Here is a 19,489-nt window from a genome sequence, read left to right as displayed (position 1 = left end):
CACTCCATGACCCTTATGACCAAATTCCTCGGCGCTGCTGCGGCCACGGCTCTTAGTGCCGGTGCGGCACTGGCCGAACCCGCCCTGATCTTCGACCTTGGCGGCAAATTCGACAAATCCTTCAACGAAGCCGCCTTTGCTGGCGCGCAACGCTGGGCCGAAGAGACCGGTGAAAGCTTCCGCGAGATCGAACTGCAGTCCGAAGCACAGCGTGAACAGGCGCTGCGCCGTTTCGCCGAAGCGGGCTCCAACCCTATCGTGATGACCGGCTTTGCCTTTGGTGATGCACTTGGTCAGGTGGCAGGCGATTACCCTGATACCGATTTTGTCATCATCGACATGGTTGTCGACGCGCCCAACGTCCGTTCCGTTGTCTTCAACGAACACGAAGGGTCCTATCTGGTCGGTATGATGGCGGCGATGGCCTCTGAATCCAACACTGTCGGCTTTATCGGCGGCATGGACATCCCCCTGATCCGTAAATTCGCCTGCGGCTACGCCCAAGGTGTTCTGGCCGTGAACCCCGACGCGACCGTGATCTCGAACATGACAGGTTCGACCCCTGCCGCATGGAACGACCCCGTAAAAGGGTCCGAACTGACCAAAGCGCAGATCAGCCAGGGTGCTGATGTTGTCTATGCAGCCGCGGGCGGCACAGGCGTTGGCGTTCTGCAAACCGCAGCGGACGAAGACATCCTGTCGATCGGCGTGGACAGCAACCAGAACCACCTGCACCCGGGCAAAGTCCTGACCTCGATGATCAAACGCGTGGACAACGCTGTGTTTGACGCGATGTCCGATGGCCCCGGCATGGAAAAAGGCTTTAACGTCATGGGCGTTGGCAACGAAGGCGTGGGCGTCGCGATTGACGAACACAACAAGGCACTGGTTACCGCTGAAATGCAGGCCGCTGTGGATGAAGCAGCAGCCAAGATCGCAGACGGGTCGCTTGAGGTACATGACTACATGTCCGACGACAGCTGCCCGAGCCTGAGCTTCTAAGCGTGAGCACTGCAATACATACGGAGCGGCAGGAAACTGCCGCTCCGGCGATCGAGCTGAAAGGCATCTCCAAGGCCTTTGGTCCGGTACAGGCCAATAAAGACATCTCTATCCGCGTTATGCCCGGCACGATCCATGGGATCATCGGGGAAAACGGCGCGGGCAAATCGACGCTGATGTCGATCCTTTACGGATTCTACAAAGCTGACAAAGGCGACATCTTTATCGCCGGTAAAAAAACCGACATCCCTGACAGCCAGGCCGCGATTGCCGCAGGCATCGGGATGGTGTTCCAGCACTTCAAACTGGTTGAAAATTTCACGGTCCTGGAAAACATCATTCTGGGTGCCGAAGACGGGCGGCTGTTGAAACCGTCGCTGGCCAAGGCGCGCAAATCGCTGATGAAGCTGGCCGATGACTACGGGCTCAAGGTCGATCCCGACGCGCTGGTGCAAGACATCGGCGTCGGCATGCAGCAACGGGTAGAAATCCTCAAGGCGCTGTATCGTCAGGCCGATATCCTCATTCTGGATGAGCCCACCGGCGTACTGACCCCAGCCGAGGCGGACCAGCTGTTCCGCATCCTCGGGCGTCTGCGCTCCGAAGGGAAGACGATCATCCTGATCACCCACAAGCTGCGCGAGATCATGGAGACGACGGACACCGTATCGGTCATGCGCCGCGGCGAGATGACCGCCACCGTCAAGACCGCCGAAACCTCGCCCGCCGAACTGGCGGAGCTGATGGTCGGCCGCAAGGTCCTGCTGCGTGTTGACAAGAAACCCGCGGCCCCCGGCCCGGTCATTCTGGATGTCGAAGGGCTGCGCGTCGTTGATGACAAGGGCGTCGAGCGTCTGCGCGGCATCGATCTGCAAGTTCGCGCGGGCGAAATCCTTGGCGTTGCGGGGGTGGCCGGCAATGGCCAGTCCGAACTGCTTGAGGTTCTGGGCGGATACCAGACCGGCAAGGGCAGCGTGCGCGTCAATGGCACGGCACTGGACCTGACCGGCAACAAATCCGACGGCCAATCCCGCCGCAACCACGGCATCGCCCATGTCCCCGAAGACCGCCAGCGCGAAGGTCTGATCATGGAGTATCAGGCGTGGGAAAACACCGCCTTCGGCTATCACAAAGATCCTGCCTACCGCAGCGGCATGTTGATGGATAGCGTCGCGATCAAGGCCGACACCGTTGAAAAGATGAAACGTTTCGACGTGCGTCCGCCAAACCCCAAACTGGCGGCCAAGAACTTTTCCGGCGGGAACCAGCAAAAGATCGTTCTGGCGCGCGAGATCGAACGCAACCCCGACCTGCTGCTGATCGGACAGCCGACCCGTGGCGTGGATATCGGCGCGATCGAATTCATCCACGAACAGATCGTCGCCCTGCGCGATCAGGGCAAGGCGATCCTGCTGGTCTCGGTCGAGCTGGAAGAGATTCTCGCACTCAGCGACCGGGTGGCTGTCATGTTCGACGGTCAGGTCATGGGCATCCGCGACGCCAGTCAGACCGATGAAAAGGAACTGGGCTTGCTGATGGCGGGCATCACCGATACCGATGCGCCCCATTCCATCGAAGAGATCGAAGACAATCTGGCCCATGCGGGCGGCGATCCGCATAAGGAAGTGTAACATGGACGTAATGCCAAAATGGGCCGAGGTCGTCCTCGTGCCTTTGATTTCGCTATTGCTGGCAGCGATCCTGTCGGCGCTGGTCATTCTGGGCATCGGGGAAGACCCTGTTGCTGCCGTCAAACTGATGGTGTCCGGCGCTTTGGGCAGCACCTATGGCTGGGGCTATACGCTGTATTACGCCACGAACTTCATGTTCACCGGCCTTTGCGTTGCCATCGCCTTTCACGCGCGGCTGTTCAATATCGGTGGTGAAGGCCAGGCGATGCTGGGCGGTTTGGGCGTGGCGCTGGCCTGTCTGTATATCCCGTGGCCCCATTGGTCGCTGGCCCTGATCGGTGCAGCTGCGATGGCTGCCGTGTTCGGCGCCGCCTGGGCCGCGATCCCCGCGTTCCTGCAAGCCAAACGGGGCAGCCATATCGTGATCACCACGATCATGTTCAACTTTATCGCAGCGGCGGTGCTGAACTATATTCTGGTTAATATGCTGCGCCCCCAAGGCAGCATGGACCCCGCAACGGCACGCTTTCCTGACGCGACCAAACTACCGACGCTGCATGATATCCTTGCCCCGCTGGGGATCGAGTTTTCCAAGGCAGCGCCCGCCAATATCTCGCTTCTGGTGGCGGTTGCGGCCTGTATCTTCCTGTGGGTGCTGATCTGGCGCACGCGGCTGGGGTATGAGATCCGCGCCTATGGCCATTCGGAATCGGCTGCGAAATACGCCGGTATCTCTCCGGTCAAGATTACGATGATCGCGATGATCATCTCGGGTGGTTTGGCGGGCATGATGGCGATCAACAACGTCATGGGCGAAGCCGAACGGCTGGTGCTGAACGCCACGGAAGGCGCGGGCTTTATCGGGATCGCTGTGGCGCTAATGGGCCGCAGCCATCCTTTGGGCGTTTTCCTTGCCGCGATCCTGTTCGGGTTCCTCTATCAGGGCGGTGCTGAACTGGCGCTCTGGACCTCGATCCCGCGCGAGCTGATCGTCGTCATTCAGGCGCTGGTGATCCTCTTTACCGGAGCGTTGGACAACATGGTGCGTATGCCGCTCGAGAAAATCTTTCTGGCGCTGCGCGCCGCACGGGCCCCCAAGCCCGAACGCAAACCGGTGGAGCCTGCTGAATAATGGATTATATCACGCTTATCCAACTGTTCGACAGCACCGTGCGCCTTGCCACACCGCTGCTGCTGGCCTGCCTTGCCGGTCTGTTTTCCGAACGCGCCGGTATTTTCGACATCGGCCTTGATGGCAAGATGCTGGCGGCGGCGTTCTTTTCGGCGGCCGTGGCGTCGCTGACGGGGAACGTCTGGCTGGGGCTGCTGGCCGGCATCGCCGCGTCGATGGCGCTGAGCCTGCTACACGGGCTTGCCTCCATCACCTTCCGCGGCAACCAGCTGATTTCCGGCGTCGCGATCAACTTTCTTGCCGCCGGTCTGACGGTGCTGATCGCGCAGGACTGGTTCCAGCAAGGCGGGCGCACGCCGTCGCTGATCGGCGGGGCGCGGTTCAATCCGATCACCCTGCCCTTTGCCGATGACATCGCCCAGACCCCGATCATCGGCCCGCTCTATGCCGAGCTGATCTCGGGCCATTCGATCCTTGTCTACCTCGCCTTCCTCGCGGTCCCTGCGACATGGTGGCTGCTGTATCGGACACGCTTTGGCCTGCGTCTGCGCGCTGTGGGCGAAAACCCCGCTGCGGTGGATACCGCTGGGGTTTCCGTCATCGGGCTGCGCTATGCCGCGGTGCTGATCTGTGGCGTACTTTGCGGTATTGCCGGTGCCTACCTCAGCACGGCGCTGCAGGCCGGCTTCATCAAGGATATGTCCGCAGGCCGTGGCTATATCGCTCTGGCGGCACTGATCTTTGCCAAGTGGCGCCCGTGGTACGCGCTGTGGGCCACGCTGCTGTTCGGCCTGTTCGGCGCGCTGGAAACCCGCCCCGACGTGATCGAGGCATTGGTGAACTTCAAGGTTCAGGGCCAGTTGCTGGCCGCCCTGCCCTATGTGATGACCGTGATCATCCTCGCAGGCTTTGTCGGCAAGGCGATCCCGCCCCGTGCCGGCGGCGAGCCCTACGTCAAAGAGCGTTAACGCTCCCCGCGCCGTCGCAGATTGCGGCGGCGCAGCATCCACGATTGATTTCAACCTTTGGATCGGTCTAACTGCTTCTATGCAAATTTACCTGCCCATTGCCGAGCTGTCGGTCAACGCGTTCCTCCTTTTGGGGTTGGGCGGTATCGTGGGCGTTCTATCCGGCATGTTCGGCGTCGGGGGCGGTTTTCTGATCACGCCGCTGCTGTTCTTTATCGGCATTCCCCCTGCGGTCGCTGTGGCGACCGGCGCGAACCAGATCGTTGCCTCCTCCTTCTCGGCGCTGCTGGTGCATCTGAAACGCAAGACGGTGGATCTGCGCATGGGCAGCGTGCTGCTGGCGGGCGGGCTGGTCGGGGCCGCGGCGGGCGTCACCATCTTCAACTACCTCAAATCGCTGGGTCAGGTCGATCTGCTGGTCAACCTGTGCTATGTCGTTTTCCTTGGCATCATCGGTGGGCTGATGCTGATTGAATCGCTGAACGCGATGTACAAGACCCGCAGCGGCAAACGCCCCCCGCGCAAGAAACACACGTGGATCCAGAAGCTGCCGTTCAAGATGCGCTTTCGGGTCACGGGGCTTTATATCTCGGTCATCCCACCGCTGCTGGTCGGGGCTTTTGTCGGGCTTTTGGCCGCGATCATGGGCGTGGGCGGCGGCTTTATCATGGTGCCGGCGATGATCTATCTGCTGGGGATGCCGACCAAGGTGGTTGTGGGGACCTCGTTGTTCCAGATCATCTTTGTCGCCGCGTTTACCACGATGCTGCACGCCACCACCAACTATACCGTCGACATCGTACTGGCCGTGCTACTGCTGATCGGCGGGGTGATCGGCGCGCAGTTCGGGACCAACCTTGGCACCAAGCTCAAGGCGGAACAGCTGCGTATCCTGCTTGCACTGCTGGTGCTGGTCGTCTGCGGCAAGCTTGCACTGGAACTGTTGCTGCAACCGGCAGAGCTTTATTCCGTCGGGTTCACATCATGATCCGTCTGCGTGCCCTTTTGCTGGCAGCGCTGGCCTGCCTGTCATTCTCCGCCACCGCGGACGAGGCGATTGTGCTGGGCCTGAACCAAAGCGAAGTCTCTATCTCTACCAATTTCAACGGGTCCGAGATCATCATCTTCGGGGCCGTCAAACGCGAGATACCGATCCCCGAAGGCCCCGAGCTTGAGGTCGTGGTGACCGTGTCCGGCCCGTCGGCCCCGGTCACGGTGCGGCGCAAGGAAAAGACCTTTGGCATCTGGGTGAACACCGCCGCCGTCGAGGTCGACCGCGCCCCCAGCTTCTATGCCGTCGCCACCAGTGGCCCCTTGCAGGACGTGCTGAACCGCACCGAGGACCTGCGCTATAAAGTCTCTGTCCCGCGGGCGATCCGGTCGGTCGGTGCGCCGATGAATATCGAGGATTCCGCCGCATTCTCGGACGCGCTGGTGCGCATCCGCAGCAAGGCGAACCAGTATCAACTGGACGAGGAAGGCGTGACCGTGGACGAACAGACCCTGTTCCGCGCGACGGTGCAGCTGCCCGCGTCCTTGATCGAGGGCGATTACAACACCCGCATTTTCCTGACCCGCAACGGGTCCGTCGTGGCGCAATACGGGACGTTGATCGACGTGCGCAAGGTCGGGCTGGAACGCTGGCTGTTCAACCTGTCGCGGGAAAATGCGCTGGTCTACGGGCTGCTGTCGCTGGCGATTGCCATCGCGGCGGGCTGGGGGGCCTCTAGCCTTTTTGCGGCGCTGCGCCGCTAGGCGGGATCATCCGTCTGGGTCTCAAGGCTCAGCGGGGCGGCAGGGGCCGCGCGCAGATCGTCCACCCGCAGCATTCCGGACGGTTTTGACAGGCGGTTGCGCACGACCCAGATCAACCGCTCTTGCGCGCGGGTGATCGCCACATAGGCCAGCCGCTTCCACAGCGGTTGCCCCGCCTCTGACCGGCCCATCCGCGCCGCTGCATAAAGGTCGGGCGCAAAGACCTGCACCGTGTCCCACTGGCTACCCTGCGCCTTATGGATCGTCACCGCCGCCCCATGCAAAAACGTCGCTCCCATGCGCGCGGCAAAGGGGATAAAGGGTTCTTCCTCGTCCGGTTTTTCGATCTTCACGATCGACGCGGCAGAGATTTGCGGGTCTTCCGCGCCCATCACATGCAGGCGGCTAAAGCCCGGCTTGCGCCCGGCCCCCAGATAAACGACCTGCGCGCCCTTGATCAGGCCCCGCGCTTCAAGGTCGAGCCGTTTCTTGCGATGTTTCAACGGCAGCTCGATCCCGTCGCAGATCAGCGGCTCACCCTCCAGCAGCGCGTCTTCGGGCGCGCCATAGACCGACCGGAACGCGTTGATCAGTCGGATGCGCGTGGCATTGCGCCAGACCAGCACAGGCGACCGCGCCATCAAGTCCACTTCTACCCGCTGGCCCCAGACGACACGGTCGTCCTTCTTTGACGCGTCTTCGACCATACGCTCGAACTGTTCAAAACTCAGGTCAGGGTCGGCAAGCGCATGGGCCAGATCAAGGATCGGGTTGTCGGCCTGCTGCCGGTGAATTCGGCTAAGGTTCAGCACCCGTTCCTTGGGCAGCTTTTCAAACACCATCGTGCCCGACTGCCCCACCGGTGCCAACTGCGCCGGATCGCCAAACAGCAGCAACGTCGGGAAGATCTCTTTCAGATCCTCGAACTGTTTGTCGTCCAGCATCGAACTTTCATCAACAAACCCGATATCCAGCGGTTCTTCGCGACGCTTCCATCCGGTGATGAAATCGCTACCGCGCAGACCCGCAGCGGCCAAGGCACCGGGAATGGATTTATTGTTCTCGTAGAACGCGAAGGCGCGGTCCAGCGAGACTTCGTTCATCCCCTCGATCACCGGGCGTTCACCGCTGCCCGCCAGCCATTCCGCGATGCGTTCGTATTCGGGGTCATAGACCGGCGTATAGAGAATGCGGTGGATCGTCGTCGCGGGCACACCGCGCAGCCGCAGGACGGATGCCGCCTTGTTGGTGGGGGCCAGAATGGCGAGCGTGCGCTTGTCTTTCTTCTTGCGCTCGTAATCGCCCGAAACGATGTCGACGCCGGCATTTTCCAGCGCCTTGTACAGTTCTGCCAGCAGCAGTGTTTTGCCCGACCCCGCCTTGCCGGTCACCGCCAGCACTTGGTCCGCCCCGCCCGCAGGGGGCATCAGCAGATTGTCATCCAGATCGATGCCCGCATGGCGCAACATCTCGGTCACGCTGTCAAAGGCAGCCGCCTGATCGGCGGAATAGGTAAGGGCAGGTACTGTCATGGCGCGACCCTAATTCAGCGCGGCACCGGGGGCCAGATGGCATCGCCGCTATTCGCGCAATCAGCCCGTGCCAAACCGCCGCGTGATGCCAAATACGACAACACCCGCGCACCGATGGATTGGTGCGCGGGTGTCTGGTCAGCCGGTCGTCAGCGCCCCCTGAACGGGGGTCACCGACTTATTTTTTCGCGTCCAGCGCGTCTTCGAGCGTGCGCAGGCCGGTCTTGGGCGATTGCACCAGTACCGACATGTTGCCCGGCTTATGCTCGTTCGCCATCATCTTCATGTGCGCGTCGGGCAGATCGGCCCAGGTGAACACTTCGGACATGCACGGATCAAGACGGCGCTCTACCATAAGTTTGTTGGCGGCCGACGCCTGCTTGAGGTGGGCAAAGTGGCTGCCCTGCAAACGCTTCTGGTGCATCCACATATAGCGCACGTCGAAAGTCAGGTTGAAACCCGAAGTCCCCGCGCAGATCACGACCATGCCGCCCTTTTTGCAGACGAAGGTGGACACTGGGAACGTCGCCTCGCCGGGATGTTCAAACACCATGTCGACGTTCACGCCCTTGCCTGTGATCTCCCAGATCGCGGCACCGAACTTGCGCGCCTCTTTGAACCAAGCCGCATATTCGGGCGTGTTCACGGTGGGCATCTGGCCCCAGCAGTTGAAGTCCTTGCGGTTCAGAACGCCCTTGGCGCCCAGATCCATGACAAAGTCCCGCTTGGATTCATCCGAGATCACACCAATCGCATTCGCGCCAGCAGTGTTGATCAGCTGGATCGCGTAGGACCCCAGACCGCCCGAGGCGCCCCAGACCAGCACGTTCTGGCCCGGTTTCAGGTCATGAGGCTCGTGGCCGAACAGCATCCGGTAGGCAGTGGCCAGCGTCAGCGTGTAGCAAGCGGCCTCTTCCCATGTCAGGTGCTTGGGGCGAGGCATCAGCTGCTGCGCCTGCACATTGGTAAACTGGGCAAAGGATCCGTCGGGGGTCTCGTAGCCCCAGATACGCTGGCTGGGAGAATACATCGGATCGCCGCCGTTGCACTCTTCGTCGTCGCCGTCATCCTGGTTGCAGTGGATCACGACTTCGTCGCCGACCTTCCAGCGTTTTACCTTGTCGCCAACCGCCCAGACGATGCCCGACGCGTCAGAGCCCGCAATGTGGAAGGGCTGCTTGTGGCCGTCGAAGGGGCTGATGGGTTTGCCCAAGGCAGCCCAGACACCGTTATAGTTCACACCCGCAGCCATCACGAGGACAAGCACCTCGTGACTGTCGAGCGTCGGCACGTCCACGACCTCTTCGAGCATCGCGGTATTGGGTTTCCGTGGCGTTCCTTGCGGATGGTCCATGCGTACATCTGCTTTGGAACGTAGCCCATAGGCGGGATTTCCCCGATCTCGTAAAGGTCTTTTTCCGGTGCGTCGTATTGCGCGATATTCGTGTCCAAGGCCATGTCGGTCTCCACAGTCAGAATAGGTTTGTGCCGCAGTGCAGAATCGCGGCGTCTACTGGTGGAATATGATCCTTCACGCAACAATGCAACACCATTTGGTCTCTAATTGTAATTTTATGACTTTGCAGCCGCAGCAATTTCGGCAGTAGTTTCGCTTGTGTGACCTATCTGTCAAAGAAATGGGCGATAGAGTTGGCGTAGAAGCGCAAGGCGGGGCGTTGCCCGTCGGCAGGAGCATAGCCACGATCCGACGCCGTGATCATCCCGCGCTGCACCAGATGATCACGTGCTCTGGCGACATTGGCGGCGAAGTCCTGCGTCCCGACCACAGCCGCGTCAGAGACCCGCGCTGCCATGCCTTGCATTTCCTGTTCCAGCGCGACGCCATCCAGCGGCTTTTCCGCCAGCAGCAGCACCCGCGCCAGCAAGGGCACGAACAATAGCGGCATCTCGTGTTCGATCCGCCCCATCAGATCCTGCGCCAGCCCGTCTACATTCGGCGCGTCGCCATAGTCGCGCAAATGTACCGGCGTGCCGAACACGACCACCGCCTCGCCAAAGCGCAGGAATTTGCCGCGCAGACGCAGCCAGATCTTGCGAACAATGAATTTCAAAATGACCGAGATTTGCGCATCGAACCGACGGGTGCCTGCCTCGTCCGCAGCAATTAACACGCGGTCTTCCAGCACGCGGTCATAGTTGATCGCCACCGGCACAAAGACGACATCGCGGTCTTTCAACTCTGCCTCAAGCACATAGCCAAGCAGCCCCATCTTGGGCGGCATCAACTTGCCGTTCAGGCTCAGCCCGCCCTCGGGGAAGATCGCCTGGGTCACCCCGCCTTCGGTTGCCATCTGCACATAGCGGGCCAAGACCTTGCGATACAGCGCGCCGCGCGACTTGCGCCGGATGAAATACGCCCCCATCGACCGGATCAACCGGCTGAGCGGCCAGACACGCGCCCATTCCCCCACAGCATAGCTGAGCGCCGACGCCTCCCCCGCGAGGTAGGTCACCAGCACGTAGTCCATGTTGCTGCGGTGGTTCATCACAAAGATGACCGTGGCGTCTGACGGGATACCTTCGATCACCGCGTCGTTGCGCGATCCGGTGCGCACATCATACAGCGCATTCGCCAGAAACCGCGCCAGCCGGATGCCAAAGCTGAAATAAGCAAAGGCGCTAAAACTCGGGACAATCTCGCGGGCATAGCGGCGCGCCTGTTCGGAGGCGACGTTCTCGGGGATACCTTCGGCGCGCGCGTGATCCACAATCGCCTGACTGATCTGCGGGTCATAGATCAACCGCTGGATCATATCGTGCCGCCGTGCCAGCTTGAACGGTTCAATCGGGCGGGTCAGCCGCGTGTTCAGCTGTGCGACAGCTTTCTCCAGCCGTCTGCGAAAGAACCACCGGACCGAGGGCAACAAAAAATGGCTAAGCGCGGTCACAGCCGCGAACAGCAGGATCACCGCGAAAAGCCAGACGGGAAGTTCAATCGTTTGCGTCATCGCCCAACCCTTGCAGGACCCGCGCTGTCTGGGCAACATAAAACAGTCAACCACACATAGGGCCCCCCTAGACAAGGCACGCGCGACCGTAACGCAGCGGCTTTCGCCCATGCCGCGATGCAGCGAATTGACAGAGCCTGATTATTTCACGTATCAATCGACCAGCGCAAGAATATTACCCATTCGATTCACGAAAGGCCGCCCCATGTCGCAACCGCAAAAAGACCGCCCCTGGCTGATCCGCACCTATGCCGGACACTCCACCGCCGAGGCATCCAATGCGCTGTATCGCGCGAACCTTTTGAAAGGGCAGACCGGCCTGTCGGTCGCCTTCGACCTGCCCACCCAGACCGGATATGACAGTGATCACATCCTGTCGCGCGGCGAAGTCGGCAAAGTGGGTGTACCCGTGGCGCATTTGGGCGATATGCGCAGCCTGTTCAAGGATATCCCGCTTGAGCAGATGAACACCTCGATGACGATCAACGCCACCGCGCCGTGGCTGCTGGCGCTGTATATTGCTGTGGCCGAGGAACAGGGCGCGGATGTGTCCAAGCTCCAAGGCACCGTGCAGAACGACCTGATCAAGGAATACCTGTCGCGTGGCACCTATATCTGCCCGCCTGCCCCGTCGCTCAAGATGATCGCGGATGTGGCCGAGTATTGCTATACCAACGTGCCCAAGTGGAACCCGATGAACGTCTGTTCCTACCACCTGCAAGAGGCCGGTGCCACGCCCGAGCAAGAGCTGGCCTTTGCCCTTGCCACCGCCACCGCCGTACTGGACGCCTTGCGTCCCCGCGTCCCCGAAGAGGACTTCCCCATGCTGGTGGGGCGGATCTCTTTCTTTGTGAACGCGGGCATCCGCTTTGTCACCGAGATGTGCAAGATGCGTGCCTTTGGCGACCTTTGGGACGAAATCTGCCGCGACCGCTATGGCGTTGAAGACCCGAAGTATCGCCGCTTCCGCTATGGGGTGCAGGTGAACTCCCTTGGGCTGACCGAACAGCAGCCCGAGAATAACGTCTACCGCATCCTGATCGAGATGCTTGCGGTGACCCTGTCAAAGAACGCCCGCGCCCGCGCCGTGCAGCTGCCCGCGTGGAACGAAGCGCTTGGCCTGCCGCGCCCGTGGGACCAGCAATGGTCGATGCGGATGCAGCAGATCATGGCCTACGAGACAGACCTGCTGGAGTTTGACGACCTGTTCGATGGCAACCCCGCCGTGGACCGTAAGGTCGAAGCGCTGAAAGAGGGCGCACGGGCCGAACTGGCGAACCTTGACGATATGGGCGGCGCGATTTCGGCGATTGACTATATGAAGTCGCGTCTGGTCGAAAGCAACGCCGACCGTCTGGGTCGGATCGAGGCCGGCGAGACCATCGTCGTGGGCGTGAACAAGTGGCAACAGGGCGAACCCTCGCCGCTGATGACGGGTGATGGCGGCATCATGGTCGTGGACCCCGCGGTCGAGGCCGACCAGATCAACCGTCTTAACGCATGGCGCGACAGCCGTGATCAGGCCGCCGTGGACAAGGCGCTGGCCGATCTGCGCGCCGCCGCTGCCGAAGGGCGCAATGTAATGGAGCCGTCGATCGCCGCCGCCAAGGCGGGGGTTACCACCGGCGAATGGGCCGAACAGATGCGCAGCGTGCACGGCGAATACCGTGGGCCAACAGGCGTTGCTTCGGGCCGGTCAAACAAGACCGAGGGGCTGGACGACCTGCGCGACGCCGTGGATGCCGTCAGCACCCGTCTGGGTCGACGGTTGAGTTTTCTTGTCGGGAAACCGGGGCTCGACGGCCATTCGAACGGGGCCGAGCAGATCGCCGTGCGCGCCCGCGATTGCGGCATGGAAATTGCCTATGAGGGTATTCGCCTGACGCCGTCGGAAATTGTTTCCGCCGCCGCTGAAGGAGAACATCACGTTGTCGGGCTTTCGATTCTTTCGGGATCGCATATTCCATTGGTCGAGGATTTAATGAAACAAATGCGCGCCGCCGGATTGGACCACATTCCCGTAATCGTGGGTGGTATTATTCCAGAAGAAGACGCCAAAAGATTGCGCGCTATGGGAGTCGCTCGTGTTTACACGCCAAAAGACTTTGAATTGAATACAATTATGGCAGACATCGTCACACTCGCCGATCCCGAAACTGTGGCCGCCGAATAAAAAGCGGCCAATTCAAAAACTCTTTGTTTGTTCATTCTTTTGGCGTAAAGCATTAATTGGCTTTTCGACAAAGGAATGAGCGAGAATGAGTATTGATCTAAGCACAATGTCCCACAAACAGCTGGAACAGCATTTGGAAGACGTGAAGATGGCGATTAAGAACGCATATGAACGCGACCGCGTAGAAGCCCGCAAAGCCGCTGAAAAAGCAGCCGCCGAATACGGGTTCTCGCTGGATGAAGTATCCGGCGGTGCGAAAAAGGGCAAAGCCGCGAAAGCTGCCGCGAAATACGCCAACCCCGAAGACCCCAGCCAGACATGGACCGGCAAGGGCCGCCAGCCCAACTGGTTCCGCGACCTGATCGCCAGCGGCACCGATCCGGAAACGTTGGAACTGTAAATCAGCCTGACATGCGCACAGCGTGCGGTTATTGCGTCCCCTCGGCGCATCCCTTTGGCTTTGGAAATATAAAGAGCATCCTATGACAATCCATATTGGCGCAAAACCCGGCGATATTGCCGAAACAGTCCTTATGCCCGGCGACCCGTATCGCGCGAAATGGGCTGCGGAAACATTCCTTAAAGATGCAAAACTTGTAAATGAAGTGCGCGGCATGCTGGGTTTCACCGGCACATGGAATGGCAACCGCGTCACTATTCAAGGCTCTGGCATGGGGATGCCCTCGCTGTCGATTTATGCCAATGAATTGATTTCCGAATACAACGCGCAAACCCTTATTCGGATTGGATCTTGTGGCGGAATGCAGCCGCAGGTTGGTATTCGCGATGTCATTATTGCCATGACCGCCACGACAATTACCTCGCCTTCTTCCGGTATCTTCCGCGAGATGAATTACGCCCCCTGCGCCGATTGGTCCCTGCTGCGTGCTGCCGTGGACGCGGCAGAGGCGAAAGGCACGAAAACCCATGTCGGCGGGATCTATTCCTCGGATGTCTTTTATGCCGAACGCCCCGATCTGGACGAGCAGATGACCCGCCACGGAATTCTGGGTGTCGAGATGGAAGCGGCAGAGCTTTATACCCTCGCCGCGCGTCACAAACGCCGTGCGCTGGCGGTGCTGACGGTCAGCGACCACCTGCAAACCGGCGAGGCGCTGCCCGCGGAAGAGCGCGAGAAATCCTTTGGCGATATGGTAGAAATCGCGCTAAAGGCGGCTTTCCCCAATAGCTGATGCACGATGATCCCCCGGCGGACGCTCCGCGGGGGATTTATACCCATTTGGAAGCACGGCCGGGCGCTATCCCGATCCCTTAGCCCCCGTGGCTGCGGTCGTAGCCGTTGGGGGACGGGCTTTGCCACCCCTCAAGCGCGCCTTTGGCGGGGGCGAACACCTCTACCAGCAGCGGATAGCAGGCGGCAACGTCCGAGGAGTGTTTGGCGGAGCAATCCCCCCCCGGACAGGCGCTGAGCGCGCCGAGCAGGTCGATCTCGGCGAAAAACTCAAGGTAGTCGCCGGGGCGCACGGGGCTAGCCTTCATGAAATACTGGCCGGTGTCGCGGGTAAAGCCGGTGCACATAAAGACGTTCAGCACGTCATGCACGAAAGGCTCTGCCTCGGCGTAGGACATGCCCTGATGATCCGCCAAGGCCCGGATCAGGTTGGAGTGGCAGCAATGGTGGTATTGCCCGCCCGACAACAGTTGGTTGGTATAGGGATCGCAGCGCGTGCCGATCACATCATGCACCGAGCCGCCGAAGGCATCCATGCCGTACCAGTCGAGCGTATCATGGGTCAGCGTCGCCATAGGGCGCAGCGTGGGAAAGCTGCTCCACATGCGCTGTCCTGTGGTGATATGCGTGCCATGAAGCGCGCGGGTTTTGCCGGAGTAGAACCGTTCGGACAGATCGTCTCGCGACCAGAGGTTCAGATCACCGACCTGTGGCCCCTCGACCGAGGTGATCCGAAAGAAATGTCCCGCAGGCACGGTAAAGCAGCTTGCGTCACGAGGGGCGACGGTGGCCTCGTCCACTTTGGTCAGCGTTTCGCGCGCGCGTCCGTAAAGCGCCATGTCAGGCACGGGCAGCGTTTCGACGGGATAGCAGATCACGGGCGCAACAGCGCGGCGGGCGTCGGCATCATGGGGCGGTGTCATAGCGGAAACTCCTGACGGTTGGGTCCGATCCTGAGGCCATCGCGCACGGCGTCAGAGAGGCCGGCCGCCGACATTGGCCTTGCAGTCGCGGGGGGCCGACTGGGTGGCGGTATAGGCCTCTGCTCCGCAGGCGACACAGTGGTAGAACTGCAGGCTGCCTTTGTCGCGGGTACTGTCCTTGCGCCAGCGGCATCCACGCACCGCTTTATCACGGTAGGCAACATAGGCGACGATCGCAAAAGCGATGGCAAAGGCAATCAGGATCATAGGGGGCACATGTCACGCCCCCCGCGCCAATGGGCAGCGGGAGGCGCAGGTTGCGATGGGATCAAACGGTGCGTTCGACCATCATCTTCTTGATATTGGCGATGGCTGCGGCAGGGTTCAGGCCCTTGGGGCAGGTCTTGGCGCAGTTCATGATGGTGTGGCAGCGGTACAGTTTGAACGGGTCTTCCAGATCGTCCAGACGTTCGCCTGTGGCTTCATCGCGGCTGTCGATGATCCAGCGGTAGGCGTGCAGCAATGCGGCTGGCCCGAGGTAGCGGTCGCCGTTCCACCAGTAGCTGGGGCAGGATGTCGAGCAGCAGGCGCACATGATGCACTCATAAAGCCCGTCAAGCTTGGCACGGTCGTCGATCGACTGTTTCCATTCTTTCGCGGGCTCTGCCGTTTTGGTTTCAAGCCACGGCTGGATGGAGGCGTGCTGCGCGTAGAAATGCGTAAGATCGGGGATCAGATCCTTGACCACGGGCATATGTGGCAGCGGATAGATCTTCACCGCGCCTTTCACCTCGTCCACGCCATAGGTACAGGCCAGCGTGTTGATCCCGTCGATGTTCATCGCGCAGGATCCGCAGATGCCTTCGCGGCAGGACCGGCGGAAGGTCAGAGTCGGGTCGATCTCGTTCTTGATCTTGATCAGCGCGTCCAGAATCATCGGGCCGCAGGTTTCCATATCGACGAAATACGTGTCGATGGCCGGGTTCTTGCCGTCATCCGGATTCCAGCGATAGACCTGAAACTGCCGCAGGTTCTTGGCACCTTCGGGTTTGGGCCATGTTTTACCGGTCGTCATCCGGGAGTTCTTGGGGAGCGTGAGTTGAACCATATCGCTTCTCCTGGTCTGTCGGGCAGTTGCCCAGTTCGTTACAATTCTGGCGCTTACGTCTTTCGGATGTAAAGCGCATTTCCCTCGGCGCGCAGGGTTCGGCGGTACCCGGCGGCCAGTATCTCTGCACAAAGGTCGCCGTCCCACTGATCCGCATGGCGGACCTCTATCAAGATCGCATCCGGCAGCCAGCCGCCGGATTTGCCCTGCGCGAGGATGGGGTTCAGCACGACCTCCTCGGCCCCTTCGACATCGATCTTGAGGATCGTGCCGTCATGGTGCCGTGCGGCGTGTGTAAAGGCGGACAGGGGCCGTGTGGGCACCAGCACGCCGCCGTTCTGTTGCTTGCCCTCGATCGGGAGCAGCGATGCCTGACCGTAATTGTGCCCGCGGAAGTTCAGCATCGCCTCGCCCTCGCGGTCGGACAGCGCGCAGCCTTCGATACGGACACGGTCGGTCAGATTATTCAGCGCGATGTTCATGCCAAGCCGGCCAATCATCAGCGGGTTGGGTTCGAATGCCACAACACGCGACCCGTCGCCTGCGGCCATCGCCAGCGGGATCGAATAGGCCCCGCAGTTGGCACCGATGTCAAAGACCAGCATGTTGCGGTCTTCCACCAGTTCGACCAAAGCCACCAGCGATTTGATCTCGGGCGGGTATTCGTTCAGCCAAAGGCAGGTTTCGGTATAGTTATCGCGCGGGTCCACCACCATGCGGATGTCAGCGAATTCTACCTCTGTGGGGCCAAGCTGCGCCTTGATGCGGGTGCGTTCGCTGGTGTCCCCGTCACGGAATTGCGCGCGCAGATCGGCCATATGGCCTACATCCTTGCCCTGCGTATCCGGCGTGACGTTCGGGTGACCCATTAGCCCAGCAATCCCGGGACGCTGCCAGCGGAACGCGACAGGCATTGCACGGTTTCGGGGCGCGACAGTACCGCGCGCACGGTGGCGACGGTGGTGTCATCCACGCCGATCACGGCGGATTTGGCGAAAACGCGCACCTGAGCCGCATCGGCATTGTCGACGATACAATCGGTGAAGGGCGTGATCAGCTGCTTGGGCACCTGTGGAAAGCGCGTGGCAAGGGTTTCGGTGATGACCCCCTTGGTGCCTTCGCGGGCGATGCTGTCGACCTGCTGCGTTGCTTGCGCACAAGCGGACGCGGCCAAAATCATGGTCATAGCGATAAACTGTTTCATGTCGCCTGCCCTCCGCCTGCAGGACGAGGGCATGGCCCCCGGTTTGGTCCCCTGCCCCCAAAAGCGGAGGCAGGGTTTCAGATCAATACACCCGTGCTTTGGGTGCGATCTTTTTCATGTCGATCCCGCCTTCGGATTCCTCGGTCAGCGGGTCAAGGTGCACACCACGGTAGCTGAGCGATGCCGCGTTCCCGTCGAAATACGCGAGGCTGTGCTTGCGCCAGTTCTCGTCGTCGCGATCAGGATAATCTTCGTGGGCATGCGCCCCGCGGCTTTCCTTGCGGGCAGCAGCGGCGGTGATGGTGGCCACGGCGTTCGGCATCAGGTTGGTCAGCTCAAGCGTTTCCATCAGGTCAGAGTTCCAGACCAGCGATGTGTCGGTCACGTGCAGGTCAGCGATCTTGCCGGCGACCTCGTCCATCTTGACCTTGCCTTCGTTCAGCGTCTTGTCGGTACGGAAAACCGCAGCATCGGCCTGCATGGTTTTCTGCATCTCAAGGCGCAGCTCGGCGGTCGGGATCTGGCCCTTGGCATAGCGCAGGCTGTCGAAGCGTTCAAAGGCGGCATCGACCGATTTCTGGTTCGGCGTTGGCACGGGTGCCTCTGCGTCGACGACCTCTTTCGCGCGGATCGCGGCGGCACGGCCAAAGACCACAAGGTCAATCAGAGAGTTCGAGCCCAAGCGGTTCGCCCCGTGCACCGAGGCACAGCCCGCTTCGCCCACGGCCATCAGGCCCGGTGCCACGCGGTCCGGCGCGTCTTCGGTCGGTGCCAGCACTTCGCCCCAATAGTTGGTGGGGATACCGCCCATGTTGTAGTGTACGGTCGGCAGAACCGGGATCGGTTCCTTGGTCAGGTCCACCCCTGCAAAGATACGCGCGGATTCAGAGATACCGGGCAGACGCAGATCAAGCGTTTCCTTGGGCAGGTGGTTCAGGTGCAGGTGGATGTGGTCTTTGTTCTCGCCCACACCGCGGCCTTCACGGATTTCCATCGTCATACAGCGCGAGACAACGTCGCGGCTGGCAAGGTCTTTGTAGGTGGGGGCATACCGCTCCATAAAGCGTTCGCCTTCGGAGTTGGTCAGATACCCGCCTTCGCCACGCGCGCCTTCGGTGATCAGACAGCCCGCGCCATAGATGCCGGTGGGGTGGAATTGCACGAATTCCATATCCTGCAAAGGCAGGCCCGCGCGCGCCGCCATACCGCCGCCGTCGCCGGTGCAGGTATGCGCCGATGTCGCCGAGAAATAGGCACGGCCATAGCCACCTGTCGCCAGAACAACCATCTTGGCGCTGAACAGGTGCATGGTGCCGTCGTCCAGCTTCCAGCACAGCACGCCTTGGCAGACGCCATCATCCGACATGATCAGATCAATGGCGAAATACTCGATGTAGAATTCCGCGTTATGCTTCAGCGACTGACCGTAAAGCGTGTGCAGGATCGCGTGGCCGGTCCGGTCGGCGGCGGCACAGGTCCGCTGCACGGGGGGGCCTTCGCCGAATTCGGTGGTGTGGCCGCCGAAGGGACGCTGGTAGATCTTGCCCGCTTCGGTCCGCGAGAAAGGCACACCGTAGTGTTCAAGCTCGTAGACCGCTTTTGGGGCTTCGCGTGCGAGGTATTCCATCGCATCGGTGTCACCCAGCCAGTCAGAGCCCTTGACCGTGTCATACATATGCCACTGCCAGTTATCGGGGCCCATATTGGACAGCGACGCCGCGATACCGCCCTGCGCCGCAACCGTGTGCGAACGGGTCGGGAAAACTTTGGTCACGCAGGCTGTTTTCAGCCCTTGCTCTGCCATGCCAAGTGTCGCACGCAGGCCAGCGCCGCCAGCCCCCACGACAACGACATCATATTCATGCGTTTCATATTCATATGCAGCCATGTCTCGGTCTCC

The 19,489-nt window shown here is 60.8% G+C and carries 17 protein-coding genes and 1 pseudogene; 9 read left to right on the top strand and 9 right to left on the bottom strand.

Annotated features, from left to right (window positions below; all coding sequences use genetic code 11):
* Positions 1-6 precede the first annotated feature (6 nt).
* From AB1495_RS08255 to AB1495_RS08230, 6 genes are all read left to right on the top strand, one after another.
* A complete protein-coding gene (locus AB1495_RS08255; RefSeq protein ID WP_005851554.1) occupies positions 7-1,002 on the top strand; it encodes a BMP family protein in 996 nt (331 codons plus the stop codon).
* A gap of 2 nt (positions 1,003-1,004) precedes the next feature.
* Positions 1,005-2,633: an ABC transporter ATP-binding protein gene (locus AB1495_RS08250; RefSeq protein WP_074635913.1), complete on the top strand. Its 1,629-nt coding sequence runs from the start codon at positions 1,005-1,007 to the stop codon at positions 2,631-2,633.
* A 1-nt stretch (position 2,634) separates the two neighbouring features.
* The gene (locus tag AB1495_RS08245; protein WP_005851551.1) at positions 2,635-3,765 is read left to right on the top strand and encodes an ABC transporter permease; all 1,131 of its coding nucleotides are present in this window, start codon (positions 2,635-2,637) and stop codon (positions 3,763-3,765) included.
* On the top strand, positions 3,765-4,733 hold the full coding sequence (locus AB1495_RS08240; protein ID WP_005851549.1) for an ABC transporter permease: 969 nt from the start codon (positions 3,765-3,767) through the stop codon (positions 4,731-4,733). The genes AB1495_RS08245 and AB1495_RS08240 overlap by 1 nt, the downstream gene beginning before the upstream one ends.
* Before the next feature lie 79 nt (positions 4,734-4,812).
* Positions 4,813-5,721, top strand: coding sequence for a sulfite exporter TauE/SafE family protein (locus tag AB1495_RS08235; protein ID WP_074635915.1), 909 nt, complete (start codon positions 4,813-4,815; stop codon positions 5,719-5,721).
* On the top strand, positions 5,718-6,488 hold the full coding sequence (locus tag AB1495_RS08230; protein ID WP_074635917.1) for a TIGR02186 family protein: 771 nt from the start codon (positions 5,718-5,720) through the stop codon (positions 6,486-6,488). Before AB1495_RS08235 ends, AB1495_RS08230 begins: the two co-directional genes overlap by 4 nt.
* Here the strand turns inward: AB1495_RS08230 and AB1495_RS08225 are convergent.
* The 3 genes and pseudogenes from AB1495_RS08225 to AB1495_RS08215 all read right to left on the bottom strand — a co-directional run bounded on the left by AB1495_RS08225 (position 6,485) and on the right by AB1495_RS08215 (position 10,989).
* Positions 6,485-8,020, bottom strand: a complete 1,536-nt coding sequence (locus AB1495_RS08225) for an ATP-dependent RecD-like DNA helicase (RefSeq protein WP_037964998.1) — start codon at positions 8,018-8,020, stop codon at positions 6,485-6,487. The genes AB1495_RS08230 and AB1495_RS08225 overlap by 4 nt on opposite strands.
* A gap of 178 nt (positions 8,021-8,198) precedes the next feature.
* Positions 8,199-9,478 (bottom strand): annotated as a pseudogene (gene ccrA, locus AB1495_RS08220) (crotonyl-CoA carboxylase/reductase).
* A gap of 164 nt (positions 9,479-9,642) precedes the next feature.
* Positions 9,643-10,989, bottom strand: a complete 1,347-nt coding sequence (locus AB1495_RS08215; RefSeq protein WP_074635919.1) for a 1-acyl-sn-glycerol-3-phosphate acyltransferase — start codon at positions 10,987-10,989, stop codon at positions 9,643-9,645.
* A gap of 109 nt (positions 10,990-11,098) precedes the next feature.
* On the opposite strand from AB1495_RS08215, the gene AB1495_RS08210 reads away from it, so the two are divergent.
* The 3 genes from AB1495_RS08210 to deoD all read left to right on the top strand — a co-directional run bounded on the left by AB1495_RS08210 (position 11,099) and on the right by deoD (position 14,355).
* On the top strand, positions 11,099-13,162 hold the full coding sequence (locus AB1495_RS08210) for a protein meaA (RefSeq protein ID WP_083350888.1): 2,064 nt from the start codon (positions 11,099-11,101) through the stop codon (positions 13,160-13,162).
* An 85-nt stretch (positions 13,163-13,247) separates the two neighbouring features.
* Positions 13,248-13,562, top strand: coding sequence for an H-NS family nucleoid-associated regulatory protein (locus tag AB1495_RS08205; protein WP_005851537.1), 315 nt, complete (start codon positions 13,248-13,250; stop codon positions 13,560-13,562).
* Positions 13,563-13,644: 82 nt separating this feature from the next.
* Complete coding sequence (gene deoD / locus AB1495_RS08200; RefSeq protein WP_074635920.1) at positions 13,645-14,355, top strand: purine-nucleoside phosphorylase; 711 nt, start codon at positions 13,645-13,647, stop codon at positions 14,353-14,355.
* Positions 14,356-14,434: 79 nt separating this feature from the next.
* On the opposite strand, the gene AB1495_RS08195 is transcribed toward deoD, so the two are convergent.
* From AB1495_RS08195 to sdhA, 6 genes are all read right to left on the bottom strand, one after another.
* Entirely contained in the window at positions 14,435-15,277 is an 843-nt protein-coding gene (locus tag AB1495_RS08195) for a DUF1989 domain-containing protein (RefSeq protein ID WP_074635922.1), read from the bottom strand.
* Between the two features lie 51 nt (positions 15,278-15,328).
* Positions 15,329-15,544, bottom strand: coding sequence for a hypothetical protein (locus AB1495_RS08190; RefSeq protein ID WP_009826053.1), 216 nt, complete (start codon positions 15,542-15,544; stop codon positions 15,329-15,331).
* A 61-nt stretch (positions 15,545-15,605) separates the two neighbouring features.
* A complete protein-coding gene (locus AB1495_RS08185) occupies positions 15,606-16,385 on the bottom strand; it encodes a succinate dehydrogenase iron-sulfur subunit (protein WP_074635924.1) in 780 nt (259 codons plus the stop codon).
* A 53-nt stretch (positions 16,386-16,438) separates the two neighbouring features.
* Positions 16,439-17,254, bottom strand: coding sequence for an FkbM family methyltransferase (locus AB1495_RS08180; protein WP_074635926.1), 816 nt, complete (start codon positions 17,252-17,254; stop codon positions 16,439-16,441).
* Positions 17,254-17,589 carry a hypothetical protein gene (locus tag AB1495_RS08175; protein ID WP_005851528.1) on the bottom strand — a complete coding sequence of 112 codons (336 nt, stop codon included), beginning with the start codon at positions 17,587-17,589 and terminating at the stop codon, positions 17,254-17,256. Before AB1495_RS08175 ends, AB1495_RS08180 begins: the two co-directional genes overlap by 1 nt.
* Before the next feature lie 82 nt (positions 17,590-17,671).
* Positions 17,672-19,477: a succinate dehydrogenase flavoprotein subunit gene (sdhA, locus tag AB1495_RS08170; RefSeq protein WP_074635928.1), complete on the bottom strand. Its 1,806-nt coding sequence runs from the start codon at positions 19,475-19,477 to the stop codon at positions 17,672-17,674.
* Positions 19,478-19,489 lie beyond the last annotated feature (12 nt).

It is taken from the genome of Sulfitobacter pontiacus (genome assembly GCF_040790665.1).
In the GTDB taxonomy this organism is placed as follows: Bacteria; Pseudomonadota; Alphaproteobacteria; order Rhodobacterales; family Rhodobacteraceae; genus Sulfitobacter; species Sulfitobacter pontiacus.
The sequence above is the reverse complement of the archived record's forward strand: the minus strand, read 5'-3'. Positions and strand labels throughout refer to the sequence as shown.

Bases quoted from the DNA above. Each gene is read 5' to 3' on its own strand.
- AB1495_RS08255 (WP_005851554.1), top strand. From the start codon at position 7: ATGACCCTTATGACCAAATTCCTCGGCGCTGCTGCGGCCACGGCTCTT.
- AB1495_RS08245 (WP_005851551.1), top strand. From the start codon at position 2,635: ATGGACGTAATGCCAAAATGGGCCGAGGTCGTCCTCGTGCCTTTGATT.
- AB1495_RS08240 (WP_005851549.1), top strand. From the start codon at position 3,765: ATGGATTATATCACGCTTATCCAACTGTTCGACAGCACCGTGCGCCTT.
- AB1495_RS08235 (WP_074635915.1), top strand. From the start codon at position 4,813: ATGCAAATTTACCTGCCCATTGCCGAGCTGTCGGTCAACGCGTTCCTC.
- AB1495_RS08230 (WP_074635917.1), top strand. From the start codon at position 5,718: ATGATCCGTCTGCGTGCCCTTTTGCTGGCAGCGCTGGCCTGCCTGTCA.
- AB1495_RS08225 (WP_037964998.1), bottom strand. From the start codon at position 8,020: ATGACAGTACCTGCCCTTACCTATTCCGCCGATCAGGCGGCTGCCTTT.
- AB1495_RS08215 (WP_074635919.1), bottom strand. From the start codon at position 10,989: ATGACGCAAACGATTGAACTTCCCGTCTGGCTTTTCGCGGTGATCCTG.
- AB1495_RS08210 (WP_083350888.1), top strand. From the start codon at position 11,099: ATGCCGCGATGCAGCGAATTGACAGAGCCTGATTATTTCACGTATCAA.
- AB1495_RS08205 (WP_005851537.1), top strand. From the start codon at position 13,248: ATGAGTATTGATCTAAGCACAATGTCCCACAAACAGCTGGAACAGCAT.
- deoD (WP_074635920.1), top strand. From the start codon at position 13,645: ATGACAATCCATATTGGCGCAAAACCCGGCGATATTGCCGAAACAGTC.
- AB1495_RS08195 (WP_074635922.1), bottom strand. From the start codon at position 15,277: ATGACACCGCCCCATGATGCCGACGCCCGCCGCGCTGTTGCGCCCGTG.
- AB1495_RS08190 (WP_009826053.1), bottom strand. From the start codon at position 15,544: ATGATCCTGATTGCCTTTGCCATCGCTTTTGCGATCGTCGCCTATGTT.
- AB1495_RS08185 (WP_074635924.1), bottom strand. From the start codon at position 16,385: ATGGTTCAACTCACGCTCCCCAAGAACTCCCGGATGACGACCGGTAAA.
- AB1495_RS08180 (WP_074635926.1), bottom strand. From the start codon at position 17,254: ATGGGTCACCCGAACGTCACGCCGGATACGCAGGGCAAGGATGTAGGC.
- AB1495_RS08175 (WP_005851528.1), bottom strand. From the start codon at position 17,589: ATGAAACAGTTTATCGCTATGACCATGATTTTGGCCGCGTCCGCTTGT.
- sdhA (WP_074635928.1), bottom strand. From the start codon at position 19,477: ATGGCTGCATATGAATATGAAACGCATGAATATGATGTCGTTGTCGTG.